This window comes from Aeromonas sp. R4-3, assembly GCF_040908275.1.
Classification (GTDB): Bacteria; Pseudomonadota; Gammaproteobacteria; order Enterobacterales; family Aeromonadaceae; genus Aeromonas; species Aeromonas rivipollensis.
In genome coordinates this window covers 15410-40757 of record NZ_JBFODK010000020.1, presented here as the reverse complement: position 1 = coordinate 40757, position 25348 = coordinate 15410, and the positions used below count along the sequence as shown (strand labels likewise).

32 protein-coding genes are annotated in these 25348 nt (G+C 60.7%); 12 read left to right on the top strand and 20 right to left on the bottom strand.

Features of this window, described 5'->3' with window-relative positions; genetic code table 11:
* Nucleotides 1–60: 60 nt before the first annotated feature.
* Both AB5Y91_RS03880 and AB5Y91_RS03875 read left to right on the top strand, forming a co-directional pair.
* Complete coding sequence (locus tag AB5Y91_RS03880) at nt 61–1299, top strand: ATP-binding protein (RefSeq protein WP_168236340.1); 1239 nt, start codon at nt 61–63, stop codon at nt 1297–1299.
* A gap of 211 nt (nt 1300–1510) precedes the next feature.
* Nucleotides 1511–1723, top strand: a complete 213-nt coding sequence (locus AB5Y91_RS03875; RefSeq protein WP_168236341.1) for a hypothetical protein — start codon at nt 1511–1513, stop codon at nt 1721–1723.
* A gap of 114 nt (nt 1724–1837) precedes the next feature.
* Here AB5Y91_RS03875 and AB5Y91_RS03870 read toward each other — a convergent pair whose 3' ends face one another.
* From AB5Y91_RS03870 to AB5Y91_RS03830, 9 genes are all read right to left on the bottom strand, one after another.
* Nucleotides 1838–2635, bottom strand: coding sequence for a CPBP family intramembrane glutamic endopeptidase (locus AB5Y91_RS03870; protein ID WP_368169116.1), 798 nt, complete (start codon nt 2633–2635; stop codon nt 1838–1840).
* A 233-nt stretch (nt 2636–2868) separates the two neighbouring features.
* The gene (locus AB5Y91_RS03865; protein WP_368169115.1) at nt 2869–3312 is read right to left on the bottom strand and encodes a GNAT family N-acetyltransferase; all 444 of its coding nucleotides are present in this window, start codon (nt 3310–3312) and stop codon (nt 2869–2871) included.
* A 69-nt stretch (nt 3313–3381) separates the two neighbouring features.
* On the bottom strand, nt 3382–3756 hold the full coding sequence (locus AB5Y91_RS03860; RefSeq protein WP_368169114.1) for a hypothetical protein: 375 nt from the start codon (nt 3754–3756) through the stop codon (nt 3382–3384).
* A gap of 71 nt (nt 3757–3827) precedes the next feature.
* Entirely contained in the window at nt 3828–4079 is a 252-nt protein-coding gene (locus AB5Y91_RS03855) for a hypothetical protein (RefSeq protein WP_162520044.1), read from the bottom strand.
* A 196-nt stretch (nt 4080–4275) separates the two neighbouring features.
* Nucleotides 4276–4491 (bottom strand): glycine zipper 2TM domain-containing protein, encoded by a 216-nt coding sequence (locus AB5Y91_RS03850; RefSeq protein ID WP_163135714.1) that lies wholly within the window; start codon nt 4489–4491, stop codon nt 4276–4278.
* Nucleotides 4492–4832: 341 nt separating this feature from the next.
* On the bottom strand, nt 4833–5735 hold the full coding sequence (locus tag AB5Y91_RS03845) for a hypothetical protein (protein WP_168236346.1): 903 nt from the start codon (nt 5733–5735) through the stop codon (nt 4833–4835).
* A gap of 10 nt (nt 5736–5745) precedes the next feature.
* Entirely contained in the window at nt 5746–6507 is a 762-nt protein-coding gene (locus AB5Y91_RS03840; protein ID WP_163135710.1) for a hypothetical protein, read from the bottom strand.
* Between the two features lie 13 nt (nt 6508–6520).
* Entirely contained in the window at nt 6521–7051 is a 531-nt protein-coding gene (locus AB5Y91_RS03835; protein ID WP_168236347.1) for a hypothetical protein, read from the bottom strand.
* A 7-nt stretch (nt 7052–7058) separates the two neighbouring features.
* Nucleotides 7059–7343, bottom strand: a complete 285-nt coding sequence (locus AB5Y91_RS03830; RefSeq protein WP_163135706.1) for a J domain-containing protein — start codon at nt 7341–7343, stop codon at nt 7059–7061.
* Between the two features lie 360 nt (nt 7344–7703).
* Between AB5Y91_RS03830 and AB5Y91_RS03825 the strand changes: the two genes are divergently transcribed.
* On the top strand, nt 7704–8123 hold the full coding sequence (locus tag AB5Y91_RS03825; protein WP_106885069.1) for an EF-hand domain-containing protein: 420 nt from the start codon (nt 7704–7706) through the stop codon (nt 8121–8123).
* Between the two features lie 79 nt (nt 8124–8202).
* Here AB5Y91_RS03825 and AB5Y91_RS03820 read toward each other — a convergent pair whose 3' ends face one another.
* From AB5Y91_RS03820 to AB5Y91_RS03805, 4 genes are read right to left on the bottom strand one after another with little or no spacing between them, the layout of a single operon-like run.
* Nucleotides 8203–8730: a protein disulfide oxidoreductase gene (locus tag AB5Y91_RS03820; RefSeq protein ID WP_303806882.1), complete on the bottom strand. Its 528-nt coding sequence runs from the start codon at nt 8728–8730 to the stop codon at nt 8203–8205.
* A gap of 3 nt (nt 8731–8733) precedes the next feature.
* The gene (locus AB5Y91_RS03815) at nt 8734–9465 is read right to left on the bottom strand and encodes a DsbA family protein (protein WP_368169113.1); all 732 of its coding nucleotides are present in this window, start codon (nt 9463–9465) and stop codon (nt 8734–8736) included.
* The gene (locus AB5Y91_RS03810; RefSeq protein WP_368169112.1) at nt 9462–11504 is read right to left on the bottom strand and encodes a protein-disulfide reductase DsbD family protein; all 2043 of its coding nucleotides are present in this window, start codon (nt 11502–11504) and stop codon (nt 9462–9464) included. Before AB5Y91_RS03810 ends, AB5Y91_RS03815 begins: the two co-directional genes overlap by 4 nt.
* 50 nt (nt 11505–11554) lie before the next feature.
* Nucleotides 11555–11932 carry a hypothetical protein gene (locus AB5Y91_RS03805; protein WP_005331045.1) on the bottom strand — a complete coding sequence of 126 codons (378 nt, stop codon included), beginning with the start codon at nt 11930–11932 and terminating at the stop codon, nt 11555–11557.
* A 176-nt stretch (nt 11933–12108) separates the two neighbouring features.
* Here AB5Y91_RS03805 and AB5Y91_RS03800 point away from each other — a divergent pair, with 176 nt between their 5' ends.
* From AB5Y91_RS03800 to pspG, 4 genes are all read left to right on the top strand, one after another.
* Nucleotides 12109–12837: a 1-acylglycerol-3-phosphate O-acyltransferase gene (locus AB5Y91_RS03800; protein WP_106885064.1), complete on the top strand. Its 729-nt coding sequence runs from the start codon at nt 12109–12111 to the stop codon at nt 12835–12837.
* A 209-nt stretch (nt 12838–13046) separates the two neighbouring features.
* Nucleotides 13047–13709: a phage shock protein PspA gene (gene pspA / locus AB5Y91_RS03795; protein ID WP_163147997.1), complete on the top strand. Its 663-nt coding sequence runs from the start codon at nt 13047–13049 to the stop codon at nt 13707–13709.
* Between the two features lie 2 nt (nt 13710–13711).
* Nucleotides 13712–13918, top strand: a complete 207-nt coding sequence (locus AB5Y91_RS03790; protein ID WP_005331055.1) for a PspC domain-containing protein — start codon at nt 13712–13714, stop codon at nt 13916–13918.
* A gap of 48 nt (nt 13919–13966) precedes the next feature.
* Nucleotides 13967–14185, top strand: coding sequence for an envelope stress response protein PspG (gene pspG / locus AB5Y91_RS03785; protein ID WP_163147996.1), 219 nt, complete (start codon nt 13967–13969; stop codon nt 14183–14185).
* A 56-nt stretch (nt 14186–14241) separates the two neighbouring features.
* On the opposite strand, the gene AB5Y91_RS03780 is transcribed toward pspG, so the two are convergent.
* Nucleotides 14242–14586: a GIY-YIG nuclease family protein gene (locus AB5Y91_RS03780; protein ID WP_368169111.1), complete on the bottom strand. Its 345-nt coding sequence runs from the start codon at nt 14584–14586 to the stop codon at nt 14242–14244.
* On the bottom strand, nt 14583–15476 hold the full coding sequence (gene rarD / locus AB5Y91_RS03775) for an EamA family transporter RarD (protein WP_163147994.1): 894 nt from the start codon (nt 15474–15476) through the stop codon (nt 14583–14585). Before rarD ends, AB5Y91_RS03780 begins: the two co-directional genes overlap by 4 nt.
* 101 nt (nt 15477–15577) lie before the next feature.
* Here rarD and AB5Y91_RS03770 point away from each other — a divergent pair, with 101 nt between their 5' ends.
* Complete coding sequence (locus AB5Y91_RS03770; protein WP_368169110.1) at nt 15578–16159, top strand: uracil-DNA glycosylase family protein; 582 nt, start codon at nt 15578–15580, stop codon at nt 16157–16159.
* 1 nt (nt 16160) lies between these two features.
* On the opposite strand, the gene AB5Y91_RS03765 is transcribed toward AB5Y91_RS03770, so the two are convergent.
* Nucleotides 16161–17018: a DMT family transporter gene (locus AB5Y91_RS03765; protein ID WP_368169109.1), complete on the bottom strand. Its 858-nt coding sequence runs from the start codon at nt 17016–17018 to the stop codon at nt 16161–16163.
* Between the two features lie 91 nt (nt 17019–17109).
* Between AB5Y91_RS03765 and AB5Y91_RS03760 the strand changes: the two genes are divergently transcribed.
* Entirely contained in the window at nt 17110–18000 is an 891-nt protein-coding gene (locus AB5Y91_RS03760) for a LysR substrate-binding domain-containing protein (protein ID WP_025325605.1), read from the top strand.
* Nucleotides 18001–18097: 97 nt separating this feature from the next.
* Here AB5Y91_RS03760 and znuB read toward each other — a convergent pair whose 3' ends face one another.
* Together znuB and znuC are read right to left on the bottom strand one after the other, a co-directional pair.
* Nucleotides 18098–18877 (bottom strand): zinc ABC transporter permease subunit ZnuB, encoded by a 780-nt coding sequence (gene znuB / locus AB5Y91_RS03755; RefSeq protein WP_025325606.1) that lies wholly within the window; start codon nt 18875–18877, stop codon nt 18098–18100.
* Nucleotides 18878–18897: 20 nt separating this feature from the next.
* Nucleotides 18898–19662, bottom strand: coding sequence for a zinc ABC transporter ATP-binding protein ZnuC (gene znuC / locus AB5Y91_RS03750; RefSeq protein WP_262112744.1), 765 nt, complete (start codon nt 19660–19662; stop codon nt 18898–18900).
* Nucleotides 19663–19756: 94 nt separating this feature from the next.
* On the opposite strand from znuC, the gene znuA reads away from it, so the two are divergent.
* Together znuA and AB5Y91_RS03740 are read left to right on the top strand one after the other, a co-directional pair.
* Complete coding sequence (znuA, locus tag AB5Y91_RS03745; protein WP_368169108.1) at nt 19757–20695, top strand: zinc ABC transporter substrate-binding protein ZnuA; 939 nt, start codon at nt 19757–19759, stop codon at nt 20693–20695.
* A gap of 76 nt (nt 20696–20771) precedes the next feature.
* Nucleotides 20772–21446, top strand: a complete 675-nt coding sequence (locus AB5Y91_RS03740) for a transglutaminase-like cysteine peptidase (protein ID WP_368169107.1) — start codon at nt 20772–20774, stop codon at nt 21444–21446.
* Here AB5Y91_RS03740 and AB5Y91_RS03735 read toward each other — a convergent pair.
* Together AB5Y91_RS03735 and AB5Y91_RS03730 are read right to left on the bottom strand one after the other, a co-directional pair.
* A complete protein-coding gene (locus tag AB5Y91_RS03735; RefSeq protein WP_368169106.1) occupies nt 21441–22382 on the bottom strand; it encodes a TAXI family TRAP transporter solute-binding subunit in 942 nt (313 codons plus the stop codon). The two genes, AB5Y91_RS03740 and AB5Y91_RS03735, sit on opposite strands and share 6 nt — an antisense overlap.
* Entirely contained in the window at nt 22379–23677 is a 1299-nt protein-coding gene (locus AB5Y91_RS03730) for a LapD/MoxY N-terminal periplasmic domain-containing protein (RefSeq protein ID WP_368169105.1), read from the bottom strand. Before AB5Y91_RS03730 ends, AB5Y91_RS03735 begins: the two co-directional genes overlap by 4 nt.
* A gap of 270 nt (nt 23678–23947) precedes the next feature.
* Here AB5Y91_RS03730 and mepM point away from each other — a divergent pair, with 270 nt between their 5' ends.
* On the top strand, nt 23948–25285 hold the full coding sequence (mepM, locus tag AB5Y91_RS03725; RefSeq protein WP_111913439.1) for a murein DD-endopeptidase MepM: 1338 nt from the start codon (nt 23948–23950) through the stop codon (nt 25283–25285).
* Nucleotides 25286–25348: the final 63 nt, after the last annotated feature.

The following is a 25348-nucleotide window of genomic DNA, read 5'->3' as shown; positions in this document are numbered from 1 at the left end:
TTTAAATTAATATGCCAATGAATTTGACGTTATGTTAACAGTGTTTTTCGGGAGATTGGGATGTTTGATTTTACAGGGGAACAGAAGATAATAGACTCAGGGGTGAGAAACATTTACACGCCTTATCAACCAATTACAACTAACAGTCTATTTTTTGGTCGAAAAAAAGAAATTGGTAATATAGTCCAACAACTCAATACACCAGGGCAGCACTCAGTTCTTTTTGGTGATCGAGGTGTTGGGAAAAGCTCTTTGGCTAATATTGTTTGTGATGTGCTTTCTCGAATGATGAGTCGTGAACTACTAAAAAAGAGATGCGATAGTCACGATAAGTTTGAAACTATTGTGGAATCACTCTTACAAAAAGTCGGATGTGACCTCTTTGTTGATAAAATAGAATTTCAAAAAGAGGAGGGCGGAAATGCCACAGTAAAAATTCCGTGTGCTTCTGCGGGTATACAAAGTAAAACTGTAGATAAGACAGTATCTAATGGAGCTAAAGGACGAGCGATATCACCAAGTTGGGTTGCGGAGAAAATTAAAGGTCTATCAGTCATTTTCTTACTTGATGAGATCGATGTAATTGATGAGGAGGAAAAATGGAAGATAGCAGAATTAGTAAAGCAACTAAGTGATGAAGGTTCTCAGTTAAAATTTTTAATAGTAGGTATCGCTGAAACCGCTACAGAATTAACACATGGTCATCCATCAGTTCAGCGATGTTTAAAAGAAACAAGATTACCGAAAATGTCCGCATCAGAGATTGACGAAATAATTTTATCGGGAGCAGATAAAATAGGTTTAGAGTTTACGCCAAAAGCTATCGCGCGGATTAGAAGTATTAGCTCTGGTTATGCGCATTTTACGCATCTATTGGCGCTTAAATCAGCAGAGGTCGCTATTACTAATGATAGAAAAAAGATCGATGTGCCCCATATAAAAGATGCTACAGATGATGCTATGGGTGATGCAGAAGGTACACTGAGAACAAAGTATAATGAGGTTGTACGCTCATCAAACACTAAAGAATTTGTAAATATATTGATTTCTGCCAGCATGATAAATAAAGATGAGTTCACTGCGTCTGAATTACGACATGCTTATATGAAAATATATGGACAAGAAAAAAATCAAGGCTGGTTTAATAATTTTTTGAAAAAAATTGTCTCAGATGATAAAGAGACGATTTTGAAGAGGCTAGCGAAGGGGGTGTATAAATTTTATGACCCACGAATGCCGAGTTTTATCAAACTGGCCAATTTGGCCGTGATTCCAGATAGTGAATTTTTAGACGATTAAATTTTTCATTGGAAGGGCATCGGGCCGCAGGTTTGATTAGCGCAGCGTAATCAGACGTTCGTGAAGATCGGCGGCCACTGTCCTGCTGGCAACCCTCCCTTTCCTCCCTCTTTGCCTATTGCCACAGGTCAAGGATATGGCCGATTAGGCCCCGCAAGTCGCCTCTGCTCGCTAACCTTGAAGGGAACAGCACAGTGCCAGGAGGCCAGACATGGAAACGGAGCAAGCCATAGGGCTTATCGAGGCCCACGGGGCCTTTCACGGGGATCACTACAGCTTCAACAGCGACGAGTTCGTGCAGTGGTGTCAGCAGGATGCCCACCAGACCCTCAGCCTGGAGCAGGCCAATCACGAGCTTGCGCCCTTCTGCATCCGGGTCGGCTATGCAGAGCCGAGCAGGTCGTGGCGTTACTATCTCACCTGATGCCCATCCGATGCAGGCAAAGGCGAGGCAAGGGCCTCGCCTTTTCTATGGGCAATGGAAAAAGGAGCCAGCAAGGCTCCTTTCCTGTGATCATGCCCCGGCCTGTTGTTGGTCTTATATGCCGGCCTGGCCACCACGCAGCAGCACCATGACGGTAAACAGCAGCCAGTCATTGATGATGTGTGCGCCGGTCGATACCCAGATATTTTTGGTGATGATGTAGCCACTGAGCAGCACTATGCGGGCCGTGCCGATCACCAGAAAACATTGCAGAAAATTCCAGTCATAAGTGGGCAGGTGCATGGCCCCGAAGATAAGGGCGGTGCAGAGCCAGGCGGTGAGCAGCGCTCGTTTGCGGCTCAGGCTGAGCTTGGTGTGACAAAACCAGAGGATGGCCAGAAAAGGCAGTATGGAGACCACCTCCTCGCCAAAGAGCTGGGGCGCCGTTTTTATATAAAAGAGGATGCGCGCCGTATTGGAGGCCTCCGCCAGCATGGCGTTGACCGGGTTTTCACTCATCTTGAACAGGTGCTGCAGTACCAAGGCAACGGCGACCGAGACCAGGATGTTGACGCCGGCAATCGCCAGCATCAAGAGGACATCCCGCCCCGTCGGCGTTCGAAACAGCGATCGCCATGCCTTCCCCGCCACCATGGCGAGCACGGCCAGGGGGATGAGAGGAAACAGGATGGCGGGGACAAAGCCGCCCACCGTGGTTTTATAAAACCCTATGTGCGCCGTCAGCACGGTAAAACCCAGCACCACTCCCAGCAGGATCAGCACCCAGCTGCGGCCAGACAAGGCATTTGGGGACTGGCGATAGAAGGGGAAGTCCCCGGCACTGTTGCGCTCGAAGCCATAGCAATCACCGTCATTCAATTCCGGCCTTGCTGCTGATTGGTGCTCACCCATGCTGACCCCCGATAGTTCATTCAGTTGGCATGGAGACAACCCTACACCAAGTGGAGCGGCTGAGTGGCCACGTCAGCCTCTTTATTTAACGATCGACCATCAAGCTGTTATTGCGGAGCACCTGCCTTCCTGGCAGCTACTATGCTGCGGACACCCAATCTTTTCCCCCTCTTTGCCTGTGGCGACGGGAGCAGCGCCATGGCCGATGAGGCTGCGTCGCTCAACCCTGCTCGCTAAACCCGCTGGGTATAGTGATCAAAGGCGACAACCTTTTGATATCCCTCCGATTCGTAGAGGGCTTTTGCGGGCAGATTGGATACGGCTGTGGCCAGTTTGACCGTCAGTGCGTCCGTCTCCCTGGCAAAGGTCGCCACCTGTTTTAGCAAGGCTCTCGCGACTCCTTGCTGGCGGGCCGATGCTGCGACAAACAGATCGTTGAGATACCACATCCGCTTCATCGCAACGGATGAGAAGGCGGGATAAAGCTGAGCAAAGCCAATGGCTTCACCCGTCTCACTGCGAGCCAGAAAGATAACAGACTCACTTTTGGCAAGACGTTCGGCAATGAAGGCGGCTGCGGCCATGGGCGCCGGTTCTTGTCCATAAAATTGGCGATAGGCATCAAACAAGAGGGTGAGATCGTCGATATCAACGGAGGTTGCCTGGTGAATATGCATCTAATGTCCTTATCAGTGCTCAAGAGCCGGCAGGGCGCAATAAACAAGGTGAATCGCACCGCCGAAGTATTAATTATTGAAATTCCAGGCGATGGGTAGCTCAAGGTCGAAGACAAGCTCGTTCCCTTCCAGGCGAAAAGGCACGCTGGTCTGGTGCTGGTCATATTCGTTGATGATGAGGCAGCTCTCGGCGAAGTTGGACTCGTAGTTGAGCTGGGCCGTGCCCGTGGCGTCTGCGGCGTCGAGCGCTATGCCAAGCACCCGCAGCGGGTTCTGCTGGCTCAGGTTGACTCTGGTGTCCCCCACGTCCACCAGCCGCTCCAGCAGGGGGAAGAAGTCCTGCTTGTGGTGCTCTATTGCCCCGGCTATGGCCTGCTCCAACTCGGCCTGAGTGGCAAAGGGGCCCGCCAGCTTATATCGGGTCTGGATCCGCTCCTGGGTCATCTTGGTCTCCTTCTCGCTAGTGCCCGATCCGGGCCTGTCGGTCACACCTTATCAGATGCGGGTGCAAAGCATCAGGCGGGGATGCGGCCGCTGCGCACCAGCGCCCGGCGGATGTTCTTGCACATCTTGCCGAAGCGGTTGAGCTCGTCGAAGCTGGGCGCAATGCCGCGCTGGATCTGATATTGCCAGTAGCAGAGATCCGTATCCACCAGCTCCATCAGCTTCTTGGGGCAGCCGATGCAGCTGTTGTCGGGCCCGCATTTGAAGGTATCTGGCTGATAGAGCGGGAATTCTTGCTTCACGGCATCGATGATCTGCTGCATGGCGGTGATCCTGTCGGGCTTTCTGCTCACGGCGCTCCCCTGCGGTCGGTATGAGGGGGCCATTATATCCCCGACAAAATGTGGGCCAATGACGCTGAGGAGGTAGTTGGCGCCACCCGGCCGGCATTGGGGGTCATGAGTTCAGGCAGAACAGCGCCCGACGGATCGGGCGCTGGATGAGAAGGGAGGGGGAGACCTATTTCTTGATCTCGTGGCCGATGACGCCACCGACGACGGCACCACCTATGGTGCCGGCCGCGCTGCCTCCGGTCAGTACGGCGCCGCCGACGGCACCTATGCCGGCACCCACGGCGGTACTCTTGCCCTGTTGCGACATGCCGGAGCAGGCTGCCAGCCCAATCAGCAGGGCCATTGCCACCGCCCCTCGTGTCAAACCATGGAGCTTGTTCATGGGGTTACCTCTTGATGTTGTGCAATGCGCCTGGGGTATGCGGCAAGCCATCCCGGTGGGGTTGCCGATCCCGACCCGGACCCCGACGCATCAGCCCGGATAGTGGTTGGTTCAGGGGACGCCAGGGCGCAGGGGATGACGCGCCAGGGGGCCGTATATCGGTCGGCGCGACCTGCGCCTGTTCGTGATGGGGCCATCTTCCCTCACCCCGGCAGGGGCGTCTGTACGCTAGCGCTTATAGGGACACTTTTTATTGGCGGCGCCTGTTTGTGGGAGCGCAGAGATGACAACGCCCGGCGAGCCGGGCGTTGGGGGACAAGTTCTCAAGGCAGACAAGCGCCCTAGAAGTCGTGGTAGAGGGGCCAACCGAGCAGGGGGTGCCTGAGGCCGGCGCGCATCTCGAAGTTGTCGAGCTTCTCCGGCGAGGCGTTCTCCCTTTGCTGCTGCTGGTACTGGCGCACAAACCCCAGGGTGTGCAGCAGGTTGGGCACGAAGCCCGGGCTCAGCTCCTGGCGCAGGGATGCGGCCATGTCGGCGGGCAGCTCGGCGAGCATGAGGGCAAGCTGGGTGGTCAGATGCGCGGTGTCGTACCAGGCCTCGTCGAGCTCAATCTCCCGCGCCAGCCGGCGCTTGAGATCCTGTTTCACCTTGAGGGGGGCGGCGCCGCTGCCCTTGCCACAGAGGATGCGGTAGAGCAGGGCCTCGGCCAGCTTGTCTTCCATGGTGGGGTGATCGCTCTCGCAGGCGAAGAAGTGCTGATCGATGAGCCCCATCAGGCGGACCTTGTTGTGCTCGGTCAGTGCCTTCTCGTACTCCTGCCACCCTTGCCACTCCTCCACATCGGGAGGGCTGGAGATCTTGTCCAGCAGCCTGGCATCCACGTCCCCATAGAGGCTGTTGCCGGTCTGCCTGGGGCTGACGGAGATCAGCATGGACCAGCCCTTCTGGAACGGCTTGATGGGGCCTTCCGGCGCCTGCAGCAGGGCCAGGGCCCGGGCCGTGTCGCGCCCGGAGAGCTCCTGCAATCCCAAGCTCACCACGCCGATGACGTCGTGGGCGGCCTGCTCCAGCAGGTGCATCTTGTACTTGTTGTAGTACTTGTCGGCGAATTTCAGGCTCATCAGCACCGCCTTGCCCTTGATGGCGGCAAGTTGCTGGGCGCTCAGGAGTTCACGCTCGGCGCCAAAGCGCAGCACCTGGGTGAGGAAGGGGCCTTCGTTGGCCTCGCGGATGACTAGTTGCATAGGGCTCTCCTCAATCCAGGAAGCTGAACATGTCGTCCACTTCGTCGTACTCGTCGCTGACCTGGTTCTTCTCCTTGGCCTGCATCACCAGCTCGTTGGCGAACTTGTTGATGATCCCCTCCCAGGTGGCGTTCTCACTGCGCAGCAGCGACTTGATGGCTTTCTCCACCTCGGGAGCCTGCTCGCGGATCAGCATCAAGAGGCTTCTCGGATCATCCAGCGGGTAGTCGTGGGCATCCTCGCTCTGCTGGCGCTCGCTGTAGGCGAGGGACTCCTCGAGATCTTCCTCTTCGGCGTGCAGGCCATCGCTATAGCCCTCTTCATCCTCGTAGCGATCGCCACGATAGAACTCGATGAAGGGGATGGCGAGGTAGAAGAGACCGGCGGGATCCTCGGCGATGCACTCCAGGATCTCGCGCTGTTTGGCCTCGCTGTCCTGGGTGCGGATCAGGTAGTTGAGGAAGTCGAAGGTGTGCTGTTGCAGCTCCTCGGCATTGTTCTTGATGGCCTCCTCCCAGTAGAGAGGCTGCTGGCAGACGATGTCGCGGATCCGCTCCGGGGTCATCAGCTCGGAGATGATGGACGGGAAGGAGATGTCGTGCTGGCCGTTGATCTGGGTCAGGGTGACGATATCAATTTTTTCAATGACTTCGGCCAGTTGCTCGTCGGACATCGTCTTGGCGATCAGCTCGAACTTTTCGCTGGCCTGTTTGGGCTCGACCACGGCCAGCTCTTTGATCTCGATGGCGGTAATTTCTATCAGACTGTTCATGCTTTGCCTCAAATTAGAAACGCACTTCGTCGTACATGTCCTGATCGTCTTCTTCGCCATCACCGCCATGATAGTCGGCGTCGGCATCTTCCCCGTCGTCATCTTCGTCGTCGCGCAACTCGTAGTCGTCATCGGCACGACGGCCACCGCGGGGCAGGGGGTTGTCCAGCAGGTAGAGCACGGCGCAGGCTTCGATCAGCTGATCTTCGCTCTGGGCTCGTACCGCCTTGACCAGCGGCAGATCGGCGTTGTTGAAGGCCACCGACACCTTGAACTCGTCCCATGAGGGTTGTACGCCGTCGGCGAGCCACCTGGCCCACTGCGGCTTCGCCTTGGGCGGGAACTGCACCCGGCCATAGAGGGCCAGCGGCAGGTATTCGGGCATGAACTCCAGCATGCTGATGTCGGCCAGCAGCAAGGCCTTCATCTTGCCGGTGAACTGCTCGAGTGCCTTGGGCTGATCCTGATCCCGGTAGGATTCGATGTTCTCGCTGGCATCACTTTGCAGCGCCTTGAGTCGAGCCTGGTCCCATTTTTTTTGCATAGCGCCCTCAGGGGTAGAATTGGTCCCACATCTCCTGCATGGCAGCAGCGGGATCGGTCACGATGACGTTGTTGAAATCTTTGATAAAAGCGGCTCTCGCCTTGGGATCGGAAAGCACCTCGTATGCCTTCTTCACCTGATGCAGCTTGAGGGCTGCCTGCTCTCGCTCTTCATCCGTCGCCCCGAGCAGCTTGTCGGGGTGGTACTGGTTAGACAGCCGTCGATAGGCTTTCTTGATGTCGTTTTCGCTGGCGTTGGACTTGACGCCCAGCACCCGAAAGTAGTTGTTCATGGCAGATCCTGCATCACTGGCATCATCAGAGTCACAATGCTGGCGCCTGATGGGGCTTGGGGAACCAGGCACGGTAAAAACCCGTCATTTTAACGGAAACCACCGGCCACCGCCATGAATAGGACGCGATATGGCAGCGACCCGGGGCGAACGGGGAGCCCGGTCGTCATTAAGCGGCTTGCCAGCCCGTCTGGCGTGGGGCCCCTGCATGGGGACTACACTGACAGAGGGTATCCGTGACGGGCGACAGTGCGCCCATGCCGGTACCAAATCGCCGGACGTGCATGTGACAAGGGACCTGCCCTGGCGATCCTCATCAGGCCTCGACAAGATCGCGGCCACCAAAAGGAATTAACCGCCATGTTCAAACTTTATCTTCTGCCTCTGGTGCTGCTGGGCGGCCTCGCCATCGCCGCCGATGAGAGCCTCGATGAGCCGCTGGTGCTGCTCAAGGGGGATGTCACCAAGGCCCAGTTTATGGAGAGAGCCGAGCAGCGCTTCGCCCGGCAAGACAGCAACGGTGATGGCACCCTGTCGGTTGCCGAGAAAGAGGTCGCCATGGCCAAAATGCAAGAGGCGATGAAGCAATCGGGCAAGGCCATGCCGGGCAAGATGGGCAACATGAGGCCGATGCAGGATACGACCAAGGCGCAGTTCATCCAGCGCCATGAGAGCCTCTTCACCCGTCTGGACAAGAACGCTGACGGCGTGATCGACGAGGCCGAGCGGGCCAGCGTCAAGGCCCGGATCGGGCAGGGGGCCATGTCACCGGCGCAATAGGGGGCGAGTCAGCAAGTTCGGCCTTCAGATAAAAAAAGAGCCCGGTAGTCATACCGGGCTCTGCTCATTGTGAGGGGGCTCAAGCCAGCCAGCTGGCCCACAGCAGCCGCAGCTGCAAGCCCCAGCGACTGCTCCAGCCCGTGGTGCTGCTCACCACCTTGCCCTCCTTGATGATGAGGAAGCTGGGGGTGACGCTCACCTGCCAGCGGGCGGCGAGCGCCCCCTGCTCATCGTTGTGGGTGGGGAAGGTCAGCCCCTTCCTGGCCATGCCCTGTTGCAACCTGGCGTCGTCGCCGGAGCGCAGCGCCACCGTCAGCAGGTTACCGCCCTCTTGCCAGAGCTGCTCCACCGTCGGGGTAGTGAAGCGGCAGACGGCGCACCAGCTGGCCCAGTAGTAGACCAGCAGCGGCCTGTCCCGGCTCATGGCCTGCAGGTCGGCCTGGGTGCCATCTTGCAGGGTCAGCACAGGCAGCGGGCTCCCCTCCGGCAGCGCCGGGCTACGCCACAGATCCATCAGGGTCGTGATGACCAGGGCAAACAGCAGCAGCCAGAGCGCCTCCTTGCCCCAGCGTCGCCAGCGGGGTCTGGGGGTGACTGTCTCGGTCATTGGTTACCCCAGTTTCGCCAGTTCAGTTTTCACGAGCTGCTCGAGCTGTTCATAGGGAAGCGCGCCCGGCACCAGCTGGTTGCCGATAAGCGTCGCCGGTGTGCCCTGCACCCCAAGCAGGGTGCCGATGCGCAGGCTATTGCGCAGCTCCTCTGTGGCCTTGCCCTCAGGCTTGAGCGCCACATTGCCGGTGGCCGCCAGCGCCTTGTTGATGTCCGCCTCGGTCAGCATGCCCTGCTTGCTCATCAGCTTGTCGTGCAGGGCGAGGAAGCGGGCCGGATCCTGCTGCCACAGGGTCAGGCTGTACTGGGCCGCCTTGGCGGAGGTCTGTCCCTTGAACGGCAGCAGCTTGATCACCAGCCCCAGATCGTTCGGATAGGCCTTGAGCAGCTTGGCTACCGCTGGATCGAACTGCTTGCAGTAGGGGCAGTTGTAGTCGGTGAAGAGCACCAGGGTCAGCTTGGGGTTCTTGGCCCCCAGGCGCGGGCTGGTGGCGCTGTTGAACAGCACATCTTTGTTGCCCTTGATGAAGTCGCCGAGCTGGGCCGCCTGAGCGGCGGCGTTCTGTTTCTCCCAGGATTCGGCCGCCTCATCCAGGATCTTCGGATTCTGGACCAGGGTCTCGCGGATGAGCTCCTTGATGCGGGCCTCCTGCTCCGGGGTGAAGGGGGCGGCGTGCAGGGACGGGGTCAAGAGTGTGCCCAGCAGGGTCAGGGCGAGCAGGGTCGGTTTCATTTGGTTTCTCCTTGAGAGGGGGCAATACCGGCTTGCGCCAGGGTGGCAAGCAGGGTCGATCGGTCCAGCAGGGGGGAGAGGATCTCGCCATCCGTCAGGCCGGGCCCGTAGATCTGGTTGAAAGGAATGGCCACGCTGCCGCGTTGGCGCAGGAAGCTGGCGATGCTGTCGGAGGGGCGGCTCCAGTCCCCGCGCAGGGCCACCACATCGGGGGCGCTCAGGGCCTGCTGCACGTCATCTCGCAGCAGTACGTTGAATTTGTTGGCTTTGCAGGTGATGCACCAGTCGGCGGTCACATCGACGAAGACTCGCTTGTTCTGGGCCAGCGCCAGCGCTATGGCCTGCTCAGAGAGCGGCTGCCAGTCGACCCTGTCCTGCTGGGGCTTGCCGTCCAGGGTGAAGGCGCCACCGAGCAGCAGGGCCCCGCCCAGCAGGCAGCCCAGTGCCAGCCCCAGGGTCAGCGCGCGTATGCCGTGGCGCCACACCACGGCCAGCAGCAGGGCGACCAGCATCAGCGCCATCAGGATCAGCATCCAGAAGGGGCCTATGTGATTGCCGAGCAGACTGAGCAGCCAGAGGCTGGAGCCCAGCATCATCAGGCCGAGCAGGGTGCGCAGGCGCCCCATCCAGCGGCCCGGCTTCGGCAGCCAGAGCGCCAGGCGGGGGACGGCAGCGATGAGCAGCCAGGGCAGGCTCATGCCCACACCCAGCGCGGTAAAGATGAGCCAGAGCTGACCCAGCGGCGCCCCGAGGGCAAAGGCGACCGCAGTGCCGAGGAAGGGCGCGGAGCAGGGGGTGGCCAGCAGGGTGGCAAAGCAGCCCTGCAGGAAGTGACCCCCCAGGCCCTGGCCGCCGCTGGTGGCCAGGCGGGTATTGAGCTTGCTCGGCAGCCGCAGCTCGAACAGCCCCAGCAGATTGGCGCAGAACAGCGCCGTCACCACCACCATGAAGCCGATAAACCAGACGCTCTGGAACTGTATGCCCCAGCCGACGGCCCCCTGGGTGGCGCGCAGCAGGGTGCTCATCAGCGCCAGCGCCCAGAAGGAGACCAGGATGCCGGCACTGGCCGCCAGGAATTGCAGGCGCACCGGGCGGCGCTCCCGGCTCTCGAGTTGCAGCACGGATCCCAGCTTGAGGGCCAGCACTGGCAGCACGCAGGGCATCAGGTTGAGGATGAGCCCCCCCAGCAGCGCGGCTCCCAGCAGCCAGAGCAGCGACTGGCCGCCGCTCGGCAGGGTCAGGGGTTCACCTATGCGGACCTCGCTCTGCCAGGCCTGCTCGCCGCTCGCCAGTACCAACCCGAGTGGCTGATGACGGATATCGGGGGCATCCCCCTGCCAGCCATCGCTGACCGGAATGCGGGCGATCAGGGTGTTGCCCTGCACCTCCAGGCTGGGCTCGCCAAACTCGGCCCCCTCCAGGCGGTGGAGAAACACCTGGGGATCCTGCCAGCCCTGGTGGTTGTCTGCGGTCAGCTGCAGCTGGTTCTGCCGGTAGCCCGCCTTTAGGGTCACAGTGTCCGGCATGGCCTGCGGCTGGGTGCTCATCGCCTTCGCATAGGCAAGGTCGAACCCCTCAGGGGCAGCGCCGTCCAGCACCAGGGTGAAGGGGTAGTCGGTCAGGATGCAGACGTTGCTGCAGGTCGAGAGGCGCAGGGTGCCCGTCAGTGCCTCGCCGCCGCTGCGGGTGAGGCTGATGGGCAGGCTGACGTCCCCCTGGTAGCCCTGGGTCGAGATGCCGCTGACGTCGAACCTTCTGGGCACTGGCCAGTGCCACTGCGCCGCGGGCTGGGGCTCATCCCAGAGGATCTCGGGGGCTATGCCGCCTTCCCCCGGGTTCTGCCAATAGGTTTTCCAGCCGGATTCAAGCTGCAGGTTGAGTAGCACCCGGGGGGCGGCGGGATCCCGGGTGTCGGCTTGCAGCCGCACCTTGGCGTGATCGTTCTGGGGGCTGGTGAGCCAGCCGGTGTCGCTGGCCAACCCCATGGATTGCCACAGCAGACCGCTCAGCAACAGGGCGGTCTTGATGATGTTTGACATGTGTTTGTCTCTTGAAAATGAAAGTCAGGGTGGAGAAAACCGCCGCAGACTCATTCCCGCCAGACGCAGAGGGTGAGGTGCAGTCGCCGTTCGGGAGGCGAGATGTTGATGGGAGGAGGAAGCGCAGGGGCGCGGCGCGACAGGGGCGCCAGCAGGGCAATCACGAAGGCGATGGCAAAGAAGATCTGCTCGGCGCAGAGCAGATTGGCGGCACTGAGCCACTTGCCGTTGAGCTGGCAACTGCTGGGCTGGGGCGTCGCGGCTTGCCCCTCGTTTGCATCGGCGCTGGACGAGGAGAGGGGGAGCATCTGGCAGCTCAGGGCCTGGTCGAGCTGTGCCAGCCTGGCCAGCGGCTGGGCCGCACAGTTGAGCACCAGGATGCAGACCAGCAGCAGGAGTCTTGTCGCCACGCGTTGTCGCAAAATCATGCTCGTCCTACCCTGTTGAATGGGGCATATCCTATCGATCAATGGTGGCGTGAGCAAGCCAGCGGGATTCGATGCGACCACATGCTCCATCTGGGGTGGTCGGTTCTGTCTGGCGAACGCTTGTTCGCTAAAAGGGGGACCAGTATACTGCGCCGAGTCAAATTCCGAGGTGTTCGATGCTCAAACTTGCCCGTGTGCTGCTGCTTACCCTGCTGCTCATCTTCTGGTTCGTGTTTGGTCTGTTGCTCTGTCTGGTGCGTCCGCGCCACCCCAACAACGTCTATGTTTTCGCCCGCATGTACCATGCCGTCTGCCCGCTCATCGGGCTCAAGGTCCGGGTCACCATTCCGGACGAGGTCAAGTCGGCGGGGCCTGCCGTCTATGTCTGCAATCACCAGAGCAACTTCGACATCTTCACCGTGACCGGTGCCGTGCGCCCCGGCGTGGTGGCGGTGGGCAAGAAGAGCCTGCTGTGGCTGCCCTTCTTCGGCCTCATCTTCTGGCTCTCCGGCAACGTGCTGATCGACAGATCCAACCGCTCCCGCGCCATCGGCACCATAGGCCAGGTGGTGGATCGCATCAAGCATCACGGCACCTCCATCTGGATGTTCCCGGAAGGGACCCGCTCCCAGGGCCGCGGTCTGCTGCCGTTCAAGGCCGGCGCCTTCCACACCGCCGTCCAGGCCGAAGTGCCCGTGGTGCCCATCGTCTGCTCCAGCTACTTCGGTCAGGTTGACCTGAACCGCTGGGACAACGGCGAGGTGCTGCTGGAGATGCTGCCCCCCCTGTGCAGCAAGGAGCACGGCGCCGCCGGCATCCGCGATCTGTCGGATACCTGCCGGGCCAAGATGGAAGCCAAGCTGGCGGAGCTGGATGGCAAGCTGGGCCATCGCCCGGCCGCCTGATGTCTGAGCCCAACTGCATGAAGGGAGCCGCCGGCTCCCTTTTTTATTGGTTAAAATCACCACCATGTTGGCCATTTTTACCAACTCATGGCCTTGAGATGGCAACGTCGAATCTCCATCTATCTGTAAAGCAACAATAAATTATCTTGGCACGGCTCTTGTAATGCCATGGGAAGAGATAGCCATCCCCATGAACAAGGAGCCAGACCATGAGCGTATTCAGCCGCCTGACTGACGTGATCAATGCCAACCTGCACAGCCTGCTCGACAAGAGTGAAGAGCCGGAAAAGATGCTGCGTCTGATGATCGAAGAGATGGAGCAGGTGCAGATAGAGATGAGAACCCAGGCTGCCCGCGTCATCGCCGAACAGAAACAGCTGGAGCGCCATCAGCAGGCGCTGCGCCACCAGATCCAGGAGTGGTCTGCCAAGGCTGAGCTCGCCATCCAGAAGGGACGTGAGGATCTGGCCCGTGCCGCCCTCACGGAGAAGCTGGCCGAGGTCAAGAAGTGCGAGCAACTGGAGCAGGACAAGGCCCGGGTAGCCGAGGTGCTGGCCCAGCTCACCGCCGACAGCGAGCGGCTGGCGACCAAGCTGACCGAGGCCCGCGAGAAGCAGAAGATGCTGACCCTGCGCGAACAGACTGCCCACAGCCGGATCCGTGCCCGCGCCCAGGTGGACAACCAGCGCATGCATGAGCTGATGGCCCGCTTCGACGGCTTTCAGGGCCGGGTCGATCAGCTGGAAGCCCAGCTGGAGGCGGCTACCCTGGGGCAGAATCCCTCGCTGGAGGCCCAGTTCCGCGAGCTGGAGTTGAACGATGAGATTGAGCGCGAGCTGGCTCGCCTGAAAAGCCGGAAGGCGGAGGCATAACCATGAGCCCCTGGCCCAAAGATCTGGCCCATCGCAAGCTGACCGGGGTCTGTGCCGGTCTGGCCAACGGGCTTGGGATCTCGAGGGTGACGGTGCGGGTGCTGGCCTTGCTGGCGCTTATCCTGATGCCGCCCCTGGCCCTGGCCCTCTATCTGCTGGCGGTGCTTGTCATGCCGCCCCGTCGTGAATTGAAACGCTGGCTGGATTGATCCCCGGATCAGAACCGCCGGCCACTGCAAGCCTGTGAGGAGCACAACATGCTGGAATTTATCGTCTTGATGCTGGTGCTGGTGACCATGGCGCTGACCGGTTTTACCGTGCTGGCCATGCTGCTGGTGAGCGGGGTCTTCGTGCTGTTTGGCGCCCTGGCCGGCATGTTTGCCCTCATCATCAAGCTGGCGCCCTGGTTGCTGCTGGTGCTGGCGGTGTGCTGGTTGCTCAGCCACAGGCGCAAGCAGTCGAACACCTACCGTTAAACCTCCCTGACCCTTTACGGCCACCCTTTTGGGTGGCCTTTTTTATGGCGGCTGGTTCAGGGGGACGGATTGATGGGGGCTGCGGCGGCGCTCAGCCAGGGCCGGCTCCAGTCGTGCCAGAGTTCGGGGTCGAGTACCAGGCGCTCCTTGAATGCCTTGCTCTGCTGCTTGAGGCGATACTCGAGGCGCAGCGCCTCGCCCTTGTCTGCCACCCCCTGGTGCCACACCAGGGTCAGCGGCCCCTTGCCACGCAGGGCACGGGCGCCCTTGCCGCTCTGGTGCTGGCGCAGGCGCCGCTCGGGATCCGTGCTGATCCCCGCATAGAGCGAGCCCGCGCCGGTGCGTACCAGATAGATAAACCAGCGGGGGGACGGTGTATCGGCCGCGATGGTCATGCTCATGTTTTGCGCCATTCGACCCCGCCGCGCCTGAGCAGGTGCAGGGGCAGCAGGCTCACCAGCAGGCCGGCCCAGACGAAGGCGAAGCCCACCGATTTCACCGGATCCGGGATCTCGCCAAACCAGAAGATGGCGAGCAGGAAGGCGAGGCTCGGCTCTATGTATTGCAGCAGCCCAACAGTGCTCATGCGGGTGCGTGCCACTGCGTAGCAGAACAGCCCCACCGGCAGCAGGGTCGCGGGGGCTGTGCCCATCAACAGCAGCTTGTCGGCCCAGTCACCGGCCATGAACTGGCTTATGCCGTGCAGCCCCAGCCAGGCGAGGATCAGCAGGGCGACGGGAAGCTGGGCCAGGGACTCGAGATAGAGGCTGACACCGGCATCGTGGCGCACCTTCTTCTTGATGAGGCCGTAGAAGGCGAAGTTGGCCCCCATGATCAGGGAGAACCAGGGCAGTTCGCCGTAGGAGAACAGCATGTAGGCCAGCCCCGCCAGGGCCAGGGCGACCGCCAGATGTTTCTGGGGGGTGAGCCGCTCCTTGAGGAAGAGCACGGCGAAGGCGATGTTGAACAGCGGCGTCATGAAGAAGGCGAGGCTGGTGGCCAGCACCTGGCCTGTGGTCAGGCACCAGGTGAACATGCACCAGCTGATGGACATGACGGGGCCCGCCAGCAGGATGAGGCCAAGCTGGCGGGGCTCGCTGCGCAGGCGTGCCCATGGGACCCGCACCCCGAGCAGCAGGAAGAGGCCGCCCAGCAGGATGACAGACCAGAGTACCCGGTGGGAGAGCAGCTCCCACATGTTGATCTCGGGCATGAACTGGTAATAGAGGGGCAGCATGCCCCAGAGCACGAAGGAGAGGGCCGCACTGCCGGGGCCCAGCCAGTTCTTCATCGCTTTCCGTTTATTAAATTAAACAAATGTGGCCGCATGATAAGTATCTGCCGCCGGTTCCACAAGCGGGATCCTGCCGGAAACTCTGTTACCATCAGGCCATGAACCGACTCGACCTGCTGTTTGAACAGATCCGGGCCTGCCGCCTGTGCGAGGCCTACCTGCCGCTGGGGCCCAGGCCGGTGATCCGCGGCAGCGAGCGTGCTCGCCTGCTGATCATCGGTCAGGCGCCCGGTACCCGCGTCCATGCCAGCGGCATCCCCTGGGATGATCCCTCCGGCGATCGGCTGCGTCACTGGCTCGGGGTGGACAAAGCCACCTTCTACGACGAGTCCCGCATCGCCATCATGCCGATGGGGCTCTGCTACCCCGGCAAGGGCAAGTCGGGGGATCTACCGCCCAGACCCGAGTGCGCACCCACCTGGCACGACAAGGTGCTGATGCTGTTGCCCAACATAGAGCTGACCCTGCTGATCGGCCAGTATGCCCAGCGCCACTATCTGCGGGAGGCGGGCAAGGATTCGCTTACCGAGACGGTGCGCAACTGGGCTGACTATGGCCCGGCCTGGTTGCCGCTGCCGCACCCTTCCCCCCGCAACACCTTCTGGCTCAAGAAGAATCCCTGGTTCGAGCAGGAGGTGATCCCCCATCTGCAGCAGAGGGTTGCCCCCTTGCTGCTCTGATTCAGACCGCCGGCTCGGCCAGCGGTTTTGACTTGCCGCGCGCCATGGCGACCAGCGGCAGTATGATGCACAGGCACCCCAGCAGCAGCGGCAGACCCGGTTGCTCGTCGAACAACCAGACCCCGATGGCGACCGCCATCAGCAGGCCCGTGTACTCCGCCGAGGCGATCTTGCTCGCCTCCGCCTTGCGATAGGCCACCACGCACAAGCCCGCATAGACCATGATCAGCGCCGAGGAGCCGAAGGCGGGCCACCACATCTGCCACTGCCAGGCTCCCCCTTCCCACCAGGCCAGCGCCAGTATGATCGGCATGCTCAGCACGTTGGTGAAGAACAGGGTCTGGGCTATGGGCTGCTGGAGGGGGATCCGCTTGATCAGCAGGTTGTTGACCGCCATGGAGAGCGCCACTCCGAGCGCCGCCAGGGCGGCCCAGTTCACCTCGGTCGGGCGCAGCACTATCAGCACACCGATGAAACCCACCAGGGCCGTCAGCACCTTCTGGCGCGACAGCGCTTCCCCTGCCAGCCAGACCGCGAGCGGCACCATCAGCAGCGGGGCCGCATAGAAGAGGGCATTGGCGGTAGCCAGCGGCAAGCGGGTGAGGGCGACCACCATCAGGCAGACGCCGATCGCCCAGATGTGGGCCCGCAGCAGGTGCCACTTGATGGCCACCGGCGGGTTGCGGCGCCAGGACCAGAGCAGCCAGGGTGCCAGCAGGAGGGCGGCGGAGAGCTGGCGGAAGAAGACGAACTGGAACACCGGCTGGCTCGGCTCCAGCACCTTGACCAGCGCATCGGAGAAGACCGCCACCATGTTGCCCAGCACCAGATAGAGGATGCCAATCCCGACTGCGTTCATACCACCTCCCACGTTAGATGAGGGAAGGGTAGTCTGACGCCCGTTATCCAGTAAAATGATAAAAAATCACCATCCATGAGAATTTTGGATAATGAAGCTACCTCCCCTGCGCGCCGTTCAATACTTCGAGGCGGTTGCCCGCCTGCTCAGCTTCTCCCGTGCGGCCCTGGAGCTCAATGTCAGCCAGAGCGCGGTCAGCCACCAGATCCGCCTGCTGGAGGACTTTCTGGGGGAGCGGCTGCTGCTGCGCCAGGGGCGCCTGCTGTCACTGACCGCCCAGGGGGAGAGCTATTTCGAGGGGATCTCCGCCGGGCTCGGCCAGATAGCCCAGAGCAGCGAACAGCTGCGCGGTGGCGGCGAGATGCGGCTGCGGCTCGCGGTCTACAGCTCGTTCGCGGTGAAGTGGCTGATCCCCAGGCTGGCCGGGCTGCGCCAGCTCTACCCCGAGCTGGATCTGAGCCTCGAGATGGTGGCGGAAGATCCCGAACTCTCCGATCGGGTGGCGGATTGCTTCATTACCGTCTCCCCCCACGGGCGCGGCTATTGCCACGATCTCATCTATCGGGAGCGGCTCTTTCCGGTCTGCAGCCGTCGCCTGTTGCAGCAGGTGGAGGGAGAGTGGCCTGCCGCCATCTGGCAGTTGCCGCTGCTCTCGGTGCAGTCCATCTACAAGGCGCGGGGGGAGGATTGGCAGCGCTGGGCCAAGGCGGGGGGGCTGGTCATTCCGGACGAGGCGCGGATGCACCACTTCAGTCATGTGCTGCTGGCGATGGAGGCGGCGGCCTGGGATCAGGGGGTGGCATTTGTGAACGACTACATGCTGCGACCGGACGATCCCCAGCTGGTGGCCTTGCCGGTGCACCAGCTGGAGACGGGGGATGCCTTCTACTTCACCTGCAAGCGATCCCGGGCCCATGAGCCCGCCATCAGCCGGCTGCGCCAATGGCTGATGATGGAGACGCGCCAGAGCATGCCGCTCTAGCCGGTGGGCTGCCGGCTCAGGATAAACAAAGGGCAGGGGATGAACGAGGGGCCGAGATTCGGAGTGGCCTGATAACTAGGATCAGGCCACTCCAGGCTCAGGCTTTCTTGAACTGACTCAGGATAAAGAGGCTGGTGGCGCAGACCACGACCGAGGGGCCTGCGGGGGTGTCCTGGTACCAGGAGAGGGTCAGGCCCCCCAGCACGGCGAGACAGCCGATCAGGGCCGCGAAGCCGGCCATCTGCTCCGGCGTCTGGCTGAAGCGGCGGGCGGTGGCGGCGGGAATGATCAGCAAGGATGTGATGATCAGCGCCCCGACAAACTTCATGGCCACGGCGATCACCAGGCCTATCAGCAGCATCAGCACGCAGCGCAGCACGTCGACCCGCACCCCTTCCACCCGCGCCAGCTCCTCCGAGATGGTCATGGAGAGCAGGGGATCCCACAGCCGCCACAGGGTGAGCAGCACCAGGGCGCCGCCGCCGTAGATCCAGAGCAGGTCCATGGGCTGCACCGAGAGCAGGTCGCCGAACAGGTAGGCCATCAGATCCACCCGTACATTGTCCATGAAGCTCAAGGTGACCAGGCCAAGGGAGAGGGCGCTGTGGGCCAGGATGCCGAGCAGGGTGTCGGTCGCCACCTGCTGGTTGCGGCTCATGATCACCAGCAGCATGGCCATGGCGAGGCAGCAGACTACCACCGCCAGGGTGAGATCCACCTGCAGCAGTATGCCCAGCGCTATGCCGAACAGACAGGCGTGGGAGAGGGTGTCGCCGAAGTAGGCCATCTTGCGCCACACCACGAAGCTGCCGAGAGGCCCGGCCAGCAGGGCGATGCCGAGGCCGGCCGCGAGGGCATATAACAGAAAGCTGTCCACTTGAATGTCCTTAACTGCGCTTATGGATTGCGAGACGGCAGGCGGATGACGGGGACCTGCGGCTCATGATGATGGTGTTCGCCGTCGCAGTGATGATGGTGGGTATAGACCGCCAGCACCTCCCGCTCCGGGCGTCCAAACAGGCGGGCAAATTCGGGGTGGCGCGCCACGCTCTCCGGCTCGCCGTGGCAGCAGATGTGGCGATTGAGGCAGATCACCTCGTGGGTGCTGGCCATCACCAGGTGCAGATCGTGGGAGACCATCAGCACGGCGCAGTTGAACTCGGCCGCCAGCTGGCCGATCAGGGCGTAAAGCTCGATCTGGCCCGTGATATCCACCCCCTGGACCGGTTCGTCCAGCACCAGCAGCTCGGGCTTGACCAGCAGGGCACGGGCCAGCAGCACTCGCTGCATCTCGCCGCCGGAGAGTTTCTGCATCCGGTTGTCCAGCAGCTCCTGGGCGCCGACCCGCTCCAGCGCTTCCTCGATGGAGAGGCGGCTGTTCTTGCCGAGCTGCAGGAAGCGGCGCACCGTCAGCGGCAGGGTGGGATCCAGATAGAGGCGCTGGGGAACATAGCCGACCCGCAGATCGCGACGACGAATGATCTTGCCGGAGTCCGGGTTGAGCAGGCCCAGTACCAGCTTGCTCAGGGTGCTCTTGCCCGCCCCGTTGGGGCCGACTAGCGTGGTGATTTTGCCTTTGTTCAGGGTAAAGGAGACCTTGTCGAGCACGGACCGTCCGTCAAATGACAGACAGACCTCTTTCAGCTCCACCAGTTGGGTCATGACAGCTCCGGGGTTTACAGCCTGTGAGAGTTATAATATAACAGCGACGTTGGTTTGTTATATTATCACACACTCACTCCCTGACGAGACCTCTATGCGAATTCTTACTCTGATCACTGCGCTGCTGGCAGTGAGTCTGCCTGTCCGCGCCCTCGAGGTGCTGACCACCATCAAACCCCTTGGTTTTATCGCGGCGGCCATCACGGATGGCGTGAGCGAGCCCAAAGTCTTGCTGCCAACCGGTGCCTCTCCCCACGACTTCTCCCTGCGCCCTTCCGATATTCGCAGCATCAATGACGCCGATCTGGTGGTGTGGGTCGGCCCCGAGCTGGAAGGTTTCATGGCCAAGCCGCTGGCCGATCATCCCCACAAGCTGACCCTGACCCAGGTTCCGGGGATGCCGCTGTTCAACTACGCGACTCAGGGCAGCCAGGATCCCGTTCATCATGACGACCACGACCATGATCACGCCGCCCATGGGCATGATGACCGCGATGAAGGTCATGAGGGGCATCACCACGAGGGGGTTGATCCCCATATCTGGCTGGGGCCGACCCAGGCCAAGGTGATTGCCAAGGCGATCGCGACCGAGCTTGGCAAGCAGGATCCAGCCAATCAGGCCCGTTATGCCGCCAACCTTGCCGCATTCGATGCCAAGGTGGACGCCAAGGACAAGGTGATCGCCGAACAGATGAAGGCGGTGAACCAGAAGGGCTATTTCGTGTTTCACGAGGCCTATGGTTACTGGGAGCGTCACTACGGCATGAGCTCCAAGGGCCACTTCACCGTGAGCCCGGAGCGTCGCCCCGGCGCCAAGACACTGGTGGAGATCCGCAAGGCGCTTGAAGAGAAGCAGGCGAGCTGCATCTATGCCGAGCCGCAATTCTCGCCTGCGGTGATCGAATCGGTCGCCCGCAACACAGGCGCCAAGGTGTTGCTGCTGGATGAAGTGGGTGAGCAGGTGCCGCTTGGTGCTGATGCTTATCCGCACTTCATGCAACAGCTGGCAGACGCCTTCGCCCAGTGCCGCTGAGTCATCCCAGACTCGCCCTATGGGGCGGCCGCGGCCAACTATACTGACCTCCAGCGTCTGATATGGAGCGTCAGTTATGAAATTATTGCTTGTCCCCATCTGCACCCTGGCACTGCTCTGTGCCAGCGTGCAGGCCTCCCGCCTGTCCGAGCACATTGCCAGCCCCGAGCTGAAGGCAAAAATGCAGGAAGTCTATGGCGCCAGGGCTATCCAGCGCGCCGAGGCCTTTTCACGCCTGCTCGCGCCCAGAGCGGGCACCACGGATCAGCAGAAGCTGGAACTGGTCAATAACTACTTCAACAATCTGACCTACAGCGAGGATCCCAGGCTTTGGGGGGACGAGGACTACTGGGCCAATCCGCTGGAATTCATCGGGGCCAGAGGGGGTGACTGTGAGGATTACAGCATCTCCAAGTACTACACCCTGATGGAGCTCGGCGTCGACGAGAAGAAACTGCGGCTGGCCTATGTGAAGGCGATCCGCTACAACCAGTTTCACATGGTGACGCTCTATTTCCCGACGACCAAGTCCGACCCTCTGGTGCTGGACAACATCAATGGTCGCATCCTGCCCGGCAGCAAGCGCAATGACCTGCAACCCGTGTACAGCTTCGATGCCAAGAGCATCTGGGTCATGAAGTCACGCCGTGAGGGGACCCTGGCCGGGAGTGCCGATCGCCTGACCCAATGGAAGTCGATGCAGAGCCGCTTCTCCAGCGAACATCTGCGTGCCCCTCGCCGCCAGCTATAGCTTGCCTGCGGCCTTCAACTCCTCGAAATACCTTGCCGCCCCCGGATGTTGCGGGGCGTTCAGCACAGGACCAATCTTGTTGCGCGCCTTGTGGAACAGGTTGGCATAGCCATAGGTCTGCTCGTTGAAACTGGTCTGCTGGCTCAGCATGGCCTTGGTCAGGCGATAGGCGTCTTCATCCGGCGTGGCGGCATTGGTCACCAGGGTGGCGGCGATGGCAAAGGTGGGGGTGGCTTTCAGGTTGCCGGGATAGATGCGGGCCGGTACCTGGCTGCGCTGGTAGTATTTGACGCCTTGCAGTAGTTGATCCCGGGTCGTGCCCTCGATGGCCATGAAACGGATGGCGCAGCGTTTGGATGTCTCCAGCACGATGCGGTTCGGGTGCCCCATCACCAACCCATAGGCATCGATCTGTTTGCTGCACAAGGCTTCGGACAGATTGGCCACGCTCTTCAGATCGAGATCCTGTTCCTTTGCCCCCAAGACGTTGAACAGTGCCATCGCCGTCTGGCGAGTGCCCGAGCTCTTGAGTCCCATGCCGATGGGGGCCAGCTTGAGTTGCTCCAGGGTGGTGATGTCGCCATCGGCCCGCACCACTATGGTGAAAGGCTCAGCATGGGTGGCAAAGAGGGTTCTCAATTCGGGCTGGGGTTGCTTGGCGAAGGGTCCCGTGCCCTGGCTGGCCTGATAGAGCCAGTCAGACTGGACGAGGGCGTAGGGGATCTCTGCGGCTTGCAACTGCCGCAGATTCTCGATGGAGCCCGAACTGGCCTGGGGTTTGCATTGCAGTGTGGGGTCGCTCTTGTGAGCCAGTCGACAGAACTCCTTGATGACCTGGTAATAGATACCCTGTTCTCCCCCCGTGCCTATGGTCATGGACACCGCATGCGAGCCGGGCTGCCACAACAGGGCAAGCAATAGGATAGGGATTCTCATGATGCCTCCTGGCTGGCATAGCCATCGATGCCCCAACTGCGCAGGGTATCCGTGTCGTTGATGTCGCCGGCTTCTGCCAGCAGGGTATAGCCGGAGGCATGCAGACACTGGGAAAGCAGGTTCCAGTAGAGGGGGACCTGGGTCAGCTGGCAGCTGATGAAGACCGGCTTGATGGGGTCTAGCTTTGTCAGGTTGTCGTTGTTCATGGGCACATTGCTGAATGCCATCTCGACCCCCTGAGCCTGAAGCGCCCCCAGGCGCTCCTCGGCCAGGGGAGGGAAGCTGGCCAGATCCCAGCGCCAGTCCAGGGTCTTGCCCCTGGCGCTGGCCAGGGAGGAGGCGAACTGTGCCCAGTCAGGATGATTGAGCAGGCTGAGGGGGAGCTGTAGCCCTTCCGTCTTCTGAGTCAGCCAGTCGTTGAGCAGCGCCCGGATCTCATCCGGCGAGCTGTCCGTGGTTGGTGGGGTCTGGGGCAGTAACCGGCTATAGAGGCGGATGTTTCCCTGAGTGGAGAAAAAGTGTTGCAGATACATGCCGTTGGCGATGTCGGTCAACCCCGCGAGTTTCTGATGGGCCTGCAGGCTGTCATGTTTGCCGAGCTGGGTGATCTTGAGCCTTTGCTGCAGCAGATCCCGCTTGCGCTCGGAGACCAGCTGGTTGATGGAGACCACGACCTCCTGCAACTCGCGAAGCCATGGGGTTGGCAGATTGCCGCTGAACTGGCGTTTGCGGATCTGCACCAGTTGCAGGCTGACTTGTTCGAGGGGGCGCAGCAGGCGGCCGCACACCCAGGTGATCACCAGAGTGAATACCAGCAGACCCGCGAGCAGTGCCAGTCCGGTGCGGCTGATGGCGTTCCAGAGGTGTTGGTAGGCGTATCCCTCGTGGCCCTCGAGGGTGAGGGTGCCCAGAATGCGCCAGCCATCTGTGAGCTCCTGCTCGATCTTGACAGGTGGCATGTGGACGACAGCCGGCAGCCAGCTGGGGATATTTTGCTGGGCCGTGTGGAAGACTTTCTGGAACAGCAACTGGCCATCGGGATCCAGCAGCGTGACCGAGCTGACGAAGCCGCCATCGAACATGGCGTTGACTATGGTTTCCGCCAGCACCTTGTCATCGTTGAGCAGGGTGCCTTGCAGTACCAGACCCAGGGCCGTGATGGCCGTCTCCAGGTTGGCCGACATCTGATCGAGGATGGACTGCCGTACCGTGGTGATCTCCAGCATGAGCAGCAGGATGGCACCAATGGTGAACAGGATCAGAATGATTACATTTAACAATCTTGCCAATGACATACCCACTCCCTGGAAATGTTTTTGCAACATCTGATGGTCCGGGGGTGAACGCAACCGGACTTGGTTCTTAAAAATAGAAAAAAATGGCTGAAAAAGGCGATCATTTCTGCCCATGCAGGAAGGTTATGCATAAAATGTGAGTTTCGTGCATATCGCGATGAACTTTTTGTAAGTATTTAGGTCTAAAACCCAGATATTCGGTTTTCATAATAAAAAATCATAAAAACAGACCCACAACTACCACCCTTAGATCTAATAACAGGATAGCGGATGAAACGTCTCCGTCCCTTGGTAGCACAGGCTGCCAATTGGGAACCCCCGGTTCCCCGCAAACATTTTTACGCCATGCTATTGCTCACGGCCATGACGCTGTCAGCGGTAGCCGTATTGCCAGCTCCAGGTGACATCCTTGAGCGGCCATTGCGTCTGGAGTTGCCCATTGCCACCACTGGCACGGCAACCAACGAAGACAATACGGATTTTAACGACATCCCGGATCACGAACTGGTGGAAGCCGCGGCGCCGGAAGATGACATTCCGGCCGATGCCACGCCCCAGTGGCAGGATTACCGGGTACGCAACGGCGAGAACCTGACCACCATCTTCAACAATCTCGGCCTCTCCACCACCACCCTCTACAAGGTGCTGGATGCGGATGCCAAGAACAATCTGGCCCGCCTCAAGCCTGGCCAGACCATAGAGTTGCTGATCGATCAGGACAACATACTGCAGCAACTGAAGATCCGCCTGAACATCAAGCAGACTCTGGTGCTGGAGCGTACCGACGACACTTACAGCGCCAACATGCTCAATGAAGAGGTGCAGTGGCAGCAGAAGAGTTATGACGGCGTCATCAATGGCAGCTTCTACGTCAGCGCCCGCAACGCGGGGATCCCGGCCAACCACATCCAGAAGATTGCCAACCTGTTCCAGTGGCGCCTGAATTTCGCCAAGGATCTGCAAAGAGGCGACAAGTTCAAGGTGTTGGTGAGACAGGAGACTGTCGAGGGCAAGAGCACGGGCAACACCCAACTGCTGGGCGTCGAAGTGTTCAGCCAGGGCAAGGCGGTATCGGCCTGGCTGTCGGAAGATGGCAACTATTATGACGGCCAGGCGAACAGCCTGGAGCGCGGCTTCCGCCGGTATCCGACCCATAGTCGCTATCGGGTCAGCTCCAACTTCAACCCGGCCCGACGCCACCCCATTACCGGCCAGGTCCGCCCCCATGAGGGGACTGACTTTGCCCTGCCGGTGGGGACGCCCGTGATGGCGACCGGTGACGGTGTGGTACTCAAGGCGACCCGCCACCCCCTCGCGGGCACCTATGTGGTGATAAAGCACGGCCGCACCCTGATGACTCGCTATCTGCACCTGAGCAAGTTGCTGGTCAAACCCGGCCAGAAGGTGAAGATGGGGGACAAGATAGCGCTCTCCGGCAACACGGGCCGCTCTACCGGTGCCCATCTGCACTATGAGGTGCGAGTCAACAACCGCCCGGTGGACCCCATGAAGGTCAAGCTGCCGATGGCGGAGCCGCTCTCCGGCAAGGACAAGCGCCAATTCCTTGCCAAGGTGAAGAGCTATCGCAAGGAGATGGAGGCGGGTTGAGCCCCTCTCTGCGGATACAAAAAAGGCCCCGCCAATGTGGCGGGGCCTTTTTGCTGGTGGTTG

Excerpts from the sequence above, each read along its gene's own strand:
- AB5Y91_RS03880 (WP_168236340.1), top strand. The coding sequence starts at position 61 with ATGTTTGATTTTACAGGGGAACAGAAGATAATAGACTCAGGGGTGAGA.
- AB5Y91_RS03875 (WP_168236341.1), top strand. The coding sequence starts at position 1,511 with ATGGAAACGGAGCAAGCCATAGGGCTTATCGAGGCCCACGGGGCCTTT.
- AB5Y91_RS03870 (WP_368169116.1), bottom strand. The coding sequence starts at position 2,635 with ATGGGTGAGCACCAATCAGCAGCAAGGCCGGAATTGAATGACGGTGAT.
- AB5Y91_RS03865 (WP_368169115.1), bottom strand. The coding sequence starts at position 3,312 with ATGCATATTCACCAGGCAACCTCCGTTGATATCGACGATCTCACCCTC.
- AB5Y91_RS03860 (WP_368169114.1), bottom strand. The coding sequence starts at position 3,756 with ATGACCCAGGAGCGGATCCAGACCCGATATAAGCTGGCGGGCCCCTTT.
- AB5Y91_RS03855 (WP_162520044.1), bottom strand. The coding sequence starts at position 4,079 with ATGCAGCAGATCATCGATGCCGTGAAGCAAGAATTCCCGCTCTATCAG.
- AB5Y91_RS03850 (WP_163135714.1), bottom strand. The coding sequence starts at position 4,491 with ATGAACAAGCTCCATGGTTTGACACGAGGGGCGGTGGCAATGGCCCTG.
- AB5Y91_RS03845 (WP_168236346.1), bottom strand. The coding sequence starts at position 5,735 with ATGCAACTAGTCATCCGCGAGGCCAACGAAGGCCCCTTCCTCACCCAG.
- AB5Y91_RS03840 (WP_163135710.1), bottom strand. The coding sequence starts at position 6,507 with ATGAACAGTCTGATAGAAATTACCGCCATCGAGATCAAAGAGCTGGCC.
- AB5Y91_RS03835 (WP_168236347.1), bottom strand. The coding sequence starts at position 7,051 with ATGCAAAAAAAATGGGACCAGGCTCGACTCAAGGCGCTGCAAAGTGAT.
- AB5Y91_RS03830 (WP_163135706.1), bottom strand. The coding sequence starts at position 7,343 with ATGAACAACTACTTTCGGGTGCTGGGCGTCAAGTCCAACGCCAGCGAA.
- AB5Y91_RS03825 (WP_106885069.1), top strand. The coding sequence starts at position 7,704 with ATGTTCAAACTTTATCTTCTGCCTCTGGTGCTGCTGGGCGGCCTCGCC.
- AB5Y91_RS03820 (WP_303806882.1), bottom strand. The coding sequence starts at position 8,730 with ATGACCGAGACAGTCACCCCCAGACCCCGCTGGCGACGCTGGGGCAAG.
- AB5Y91_RS03815 (WP_368169113.1), bottom strand. The coding sequence starts at position 9,465 with ATGAAACCGACCCTGCTCGCCCTGACCCTGCTGGGCACACTCTTGACC.
- AB5Y91_RS03810 (WP_368169112.1), bottom strand. The coding sequence starts at position 11,504 with ATGTCAAACATCATCAAGACCGCCCTGTTGCTGAGCGGTCTGCTGTGG.
- AB5Y91_RS03805 (WP_005331045.1), bottom strand. The coding sequence starts at position 11,932 with ATGATTTTGCGACAACGCGTGGCGACAAGACTCCTGCTGCTGGTCTGC.
- AB5Y91_RS03800 (WP_106885064.1), top strand. The coding sequence starts at position 12,109 with ATGCTCAAACTTGCCCGTGTGCTGCTGCTTACCCTGCTGCTCATCTTC.
- pspA (WP_163147997.1), top strand. The coding sequence starts at position 13,047 with ATGAGCGTATTCAGCCGCCTGACTGACGTGATCAATGCCAACCTGCAC.
- AB5Y91_RS03790 (WP_005331055.1), top strand. The coding sequence starts at position 13,712 with ATGAGCCCCTGGCCCAAAGATCTGGCCCATCGCAAGCTGACCGGGGTC.
- pspG (WP_163147996.1), top strand. The coding sequence starts at position 13,967 with ATGCTGGAATTTATCGTCTTGATGCTGGTGCTGGTGACCATGGCGCTG.
- AB5Y91_RS03780 (WP_368169111.1), bottom strand. The coding sequence starts at position 14,586 with ATGAGCATGACCATCGCGGCCGATACACCGTCCCCCCGCTGGTTTATC.
- rarD (WP_163147994.1), bottom strand. The coding sequence starts at position 15,476 with ATGAAGAACTGGCTGGGCCCCGGCAGTGCGGCCCTCTCCTTCGTGCTC.
- AB5Y91_RS03770 (WP_368169110.1), top strand. The coding sequence starts at position 15,578 with ATGAACCGACTCGACCTGCTGTTTGAACAGATCCGGGCCTGCCGCCTG.
- AB5Y91_RS03765 (WP_368169109.1), bottom strand. The coding sequence starts at position 17,018 with ATGAACGCAGTCGGGATTGGCATCCTCTATCTGGTGCTGGGCAACATG.
- AB5Y91_RS03760 (WP_025325605.1), top strand. The coding sequence starts at position 17,110 with ATGAAGCTACCTCCCCTGCGCGCCGTTCAATACTTCGAGGCGGTTGCC.
- znuC (WP_262112744.1), bottom strand. The coding sequence starts at position 19,662 with ATGACCCAACTGGTGGAGCTGAAAGAGGTCTGTCTGTCATTTGACGGA.
- znuA (WP_368169108.1), top strand. The coding sequence starts at position 19,757 with ATGCGAATTCTTACTCTGATCACTGCGCTGCTGGCAGTGAGTCTGCCT.
- AB5Y91_RS03740 (WP_368169107.1), top strand. The coding sequence starts at position 20,772 with ATGAAATTATTGCTTGTCCCCATCTGCACCCTGGCACTGCTCTGTGCC.
- AB5Y91_RS03735 (WP_368169106.1), bottom strand. The coding sequence starts at position 22,382 with ATGAGAATCCCTATCCTATTGCTTGCCCTGTTGTGGCAGCCCGGCTCG.
- AB5Y91_RS03730 (WP_368169105.1), bottom strand. The coding sequence starts at position 23,677 with ATGTCATTGGCAAGATTGTTAAATGTAATCATTCTGATCCTGTTCACC.
- mepM (WP_111913439.1), top strand. The coding sequence starts at position 23,948 with ATGAAACGTCTCCGTCCCTTGGTAGCACAGGCTGCCAATTGGGAACCC.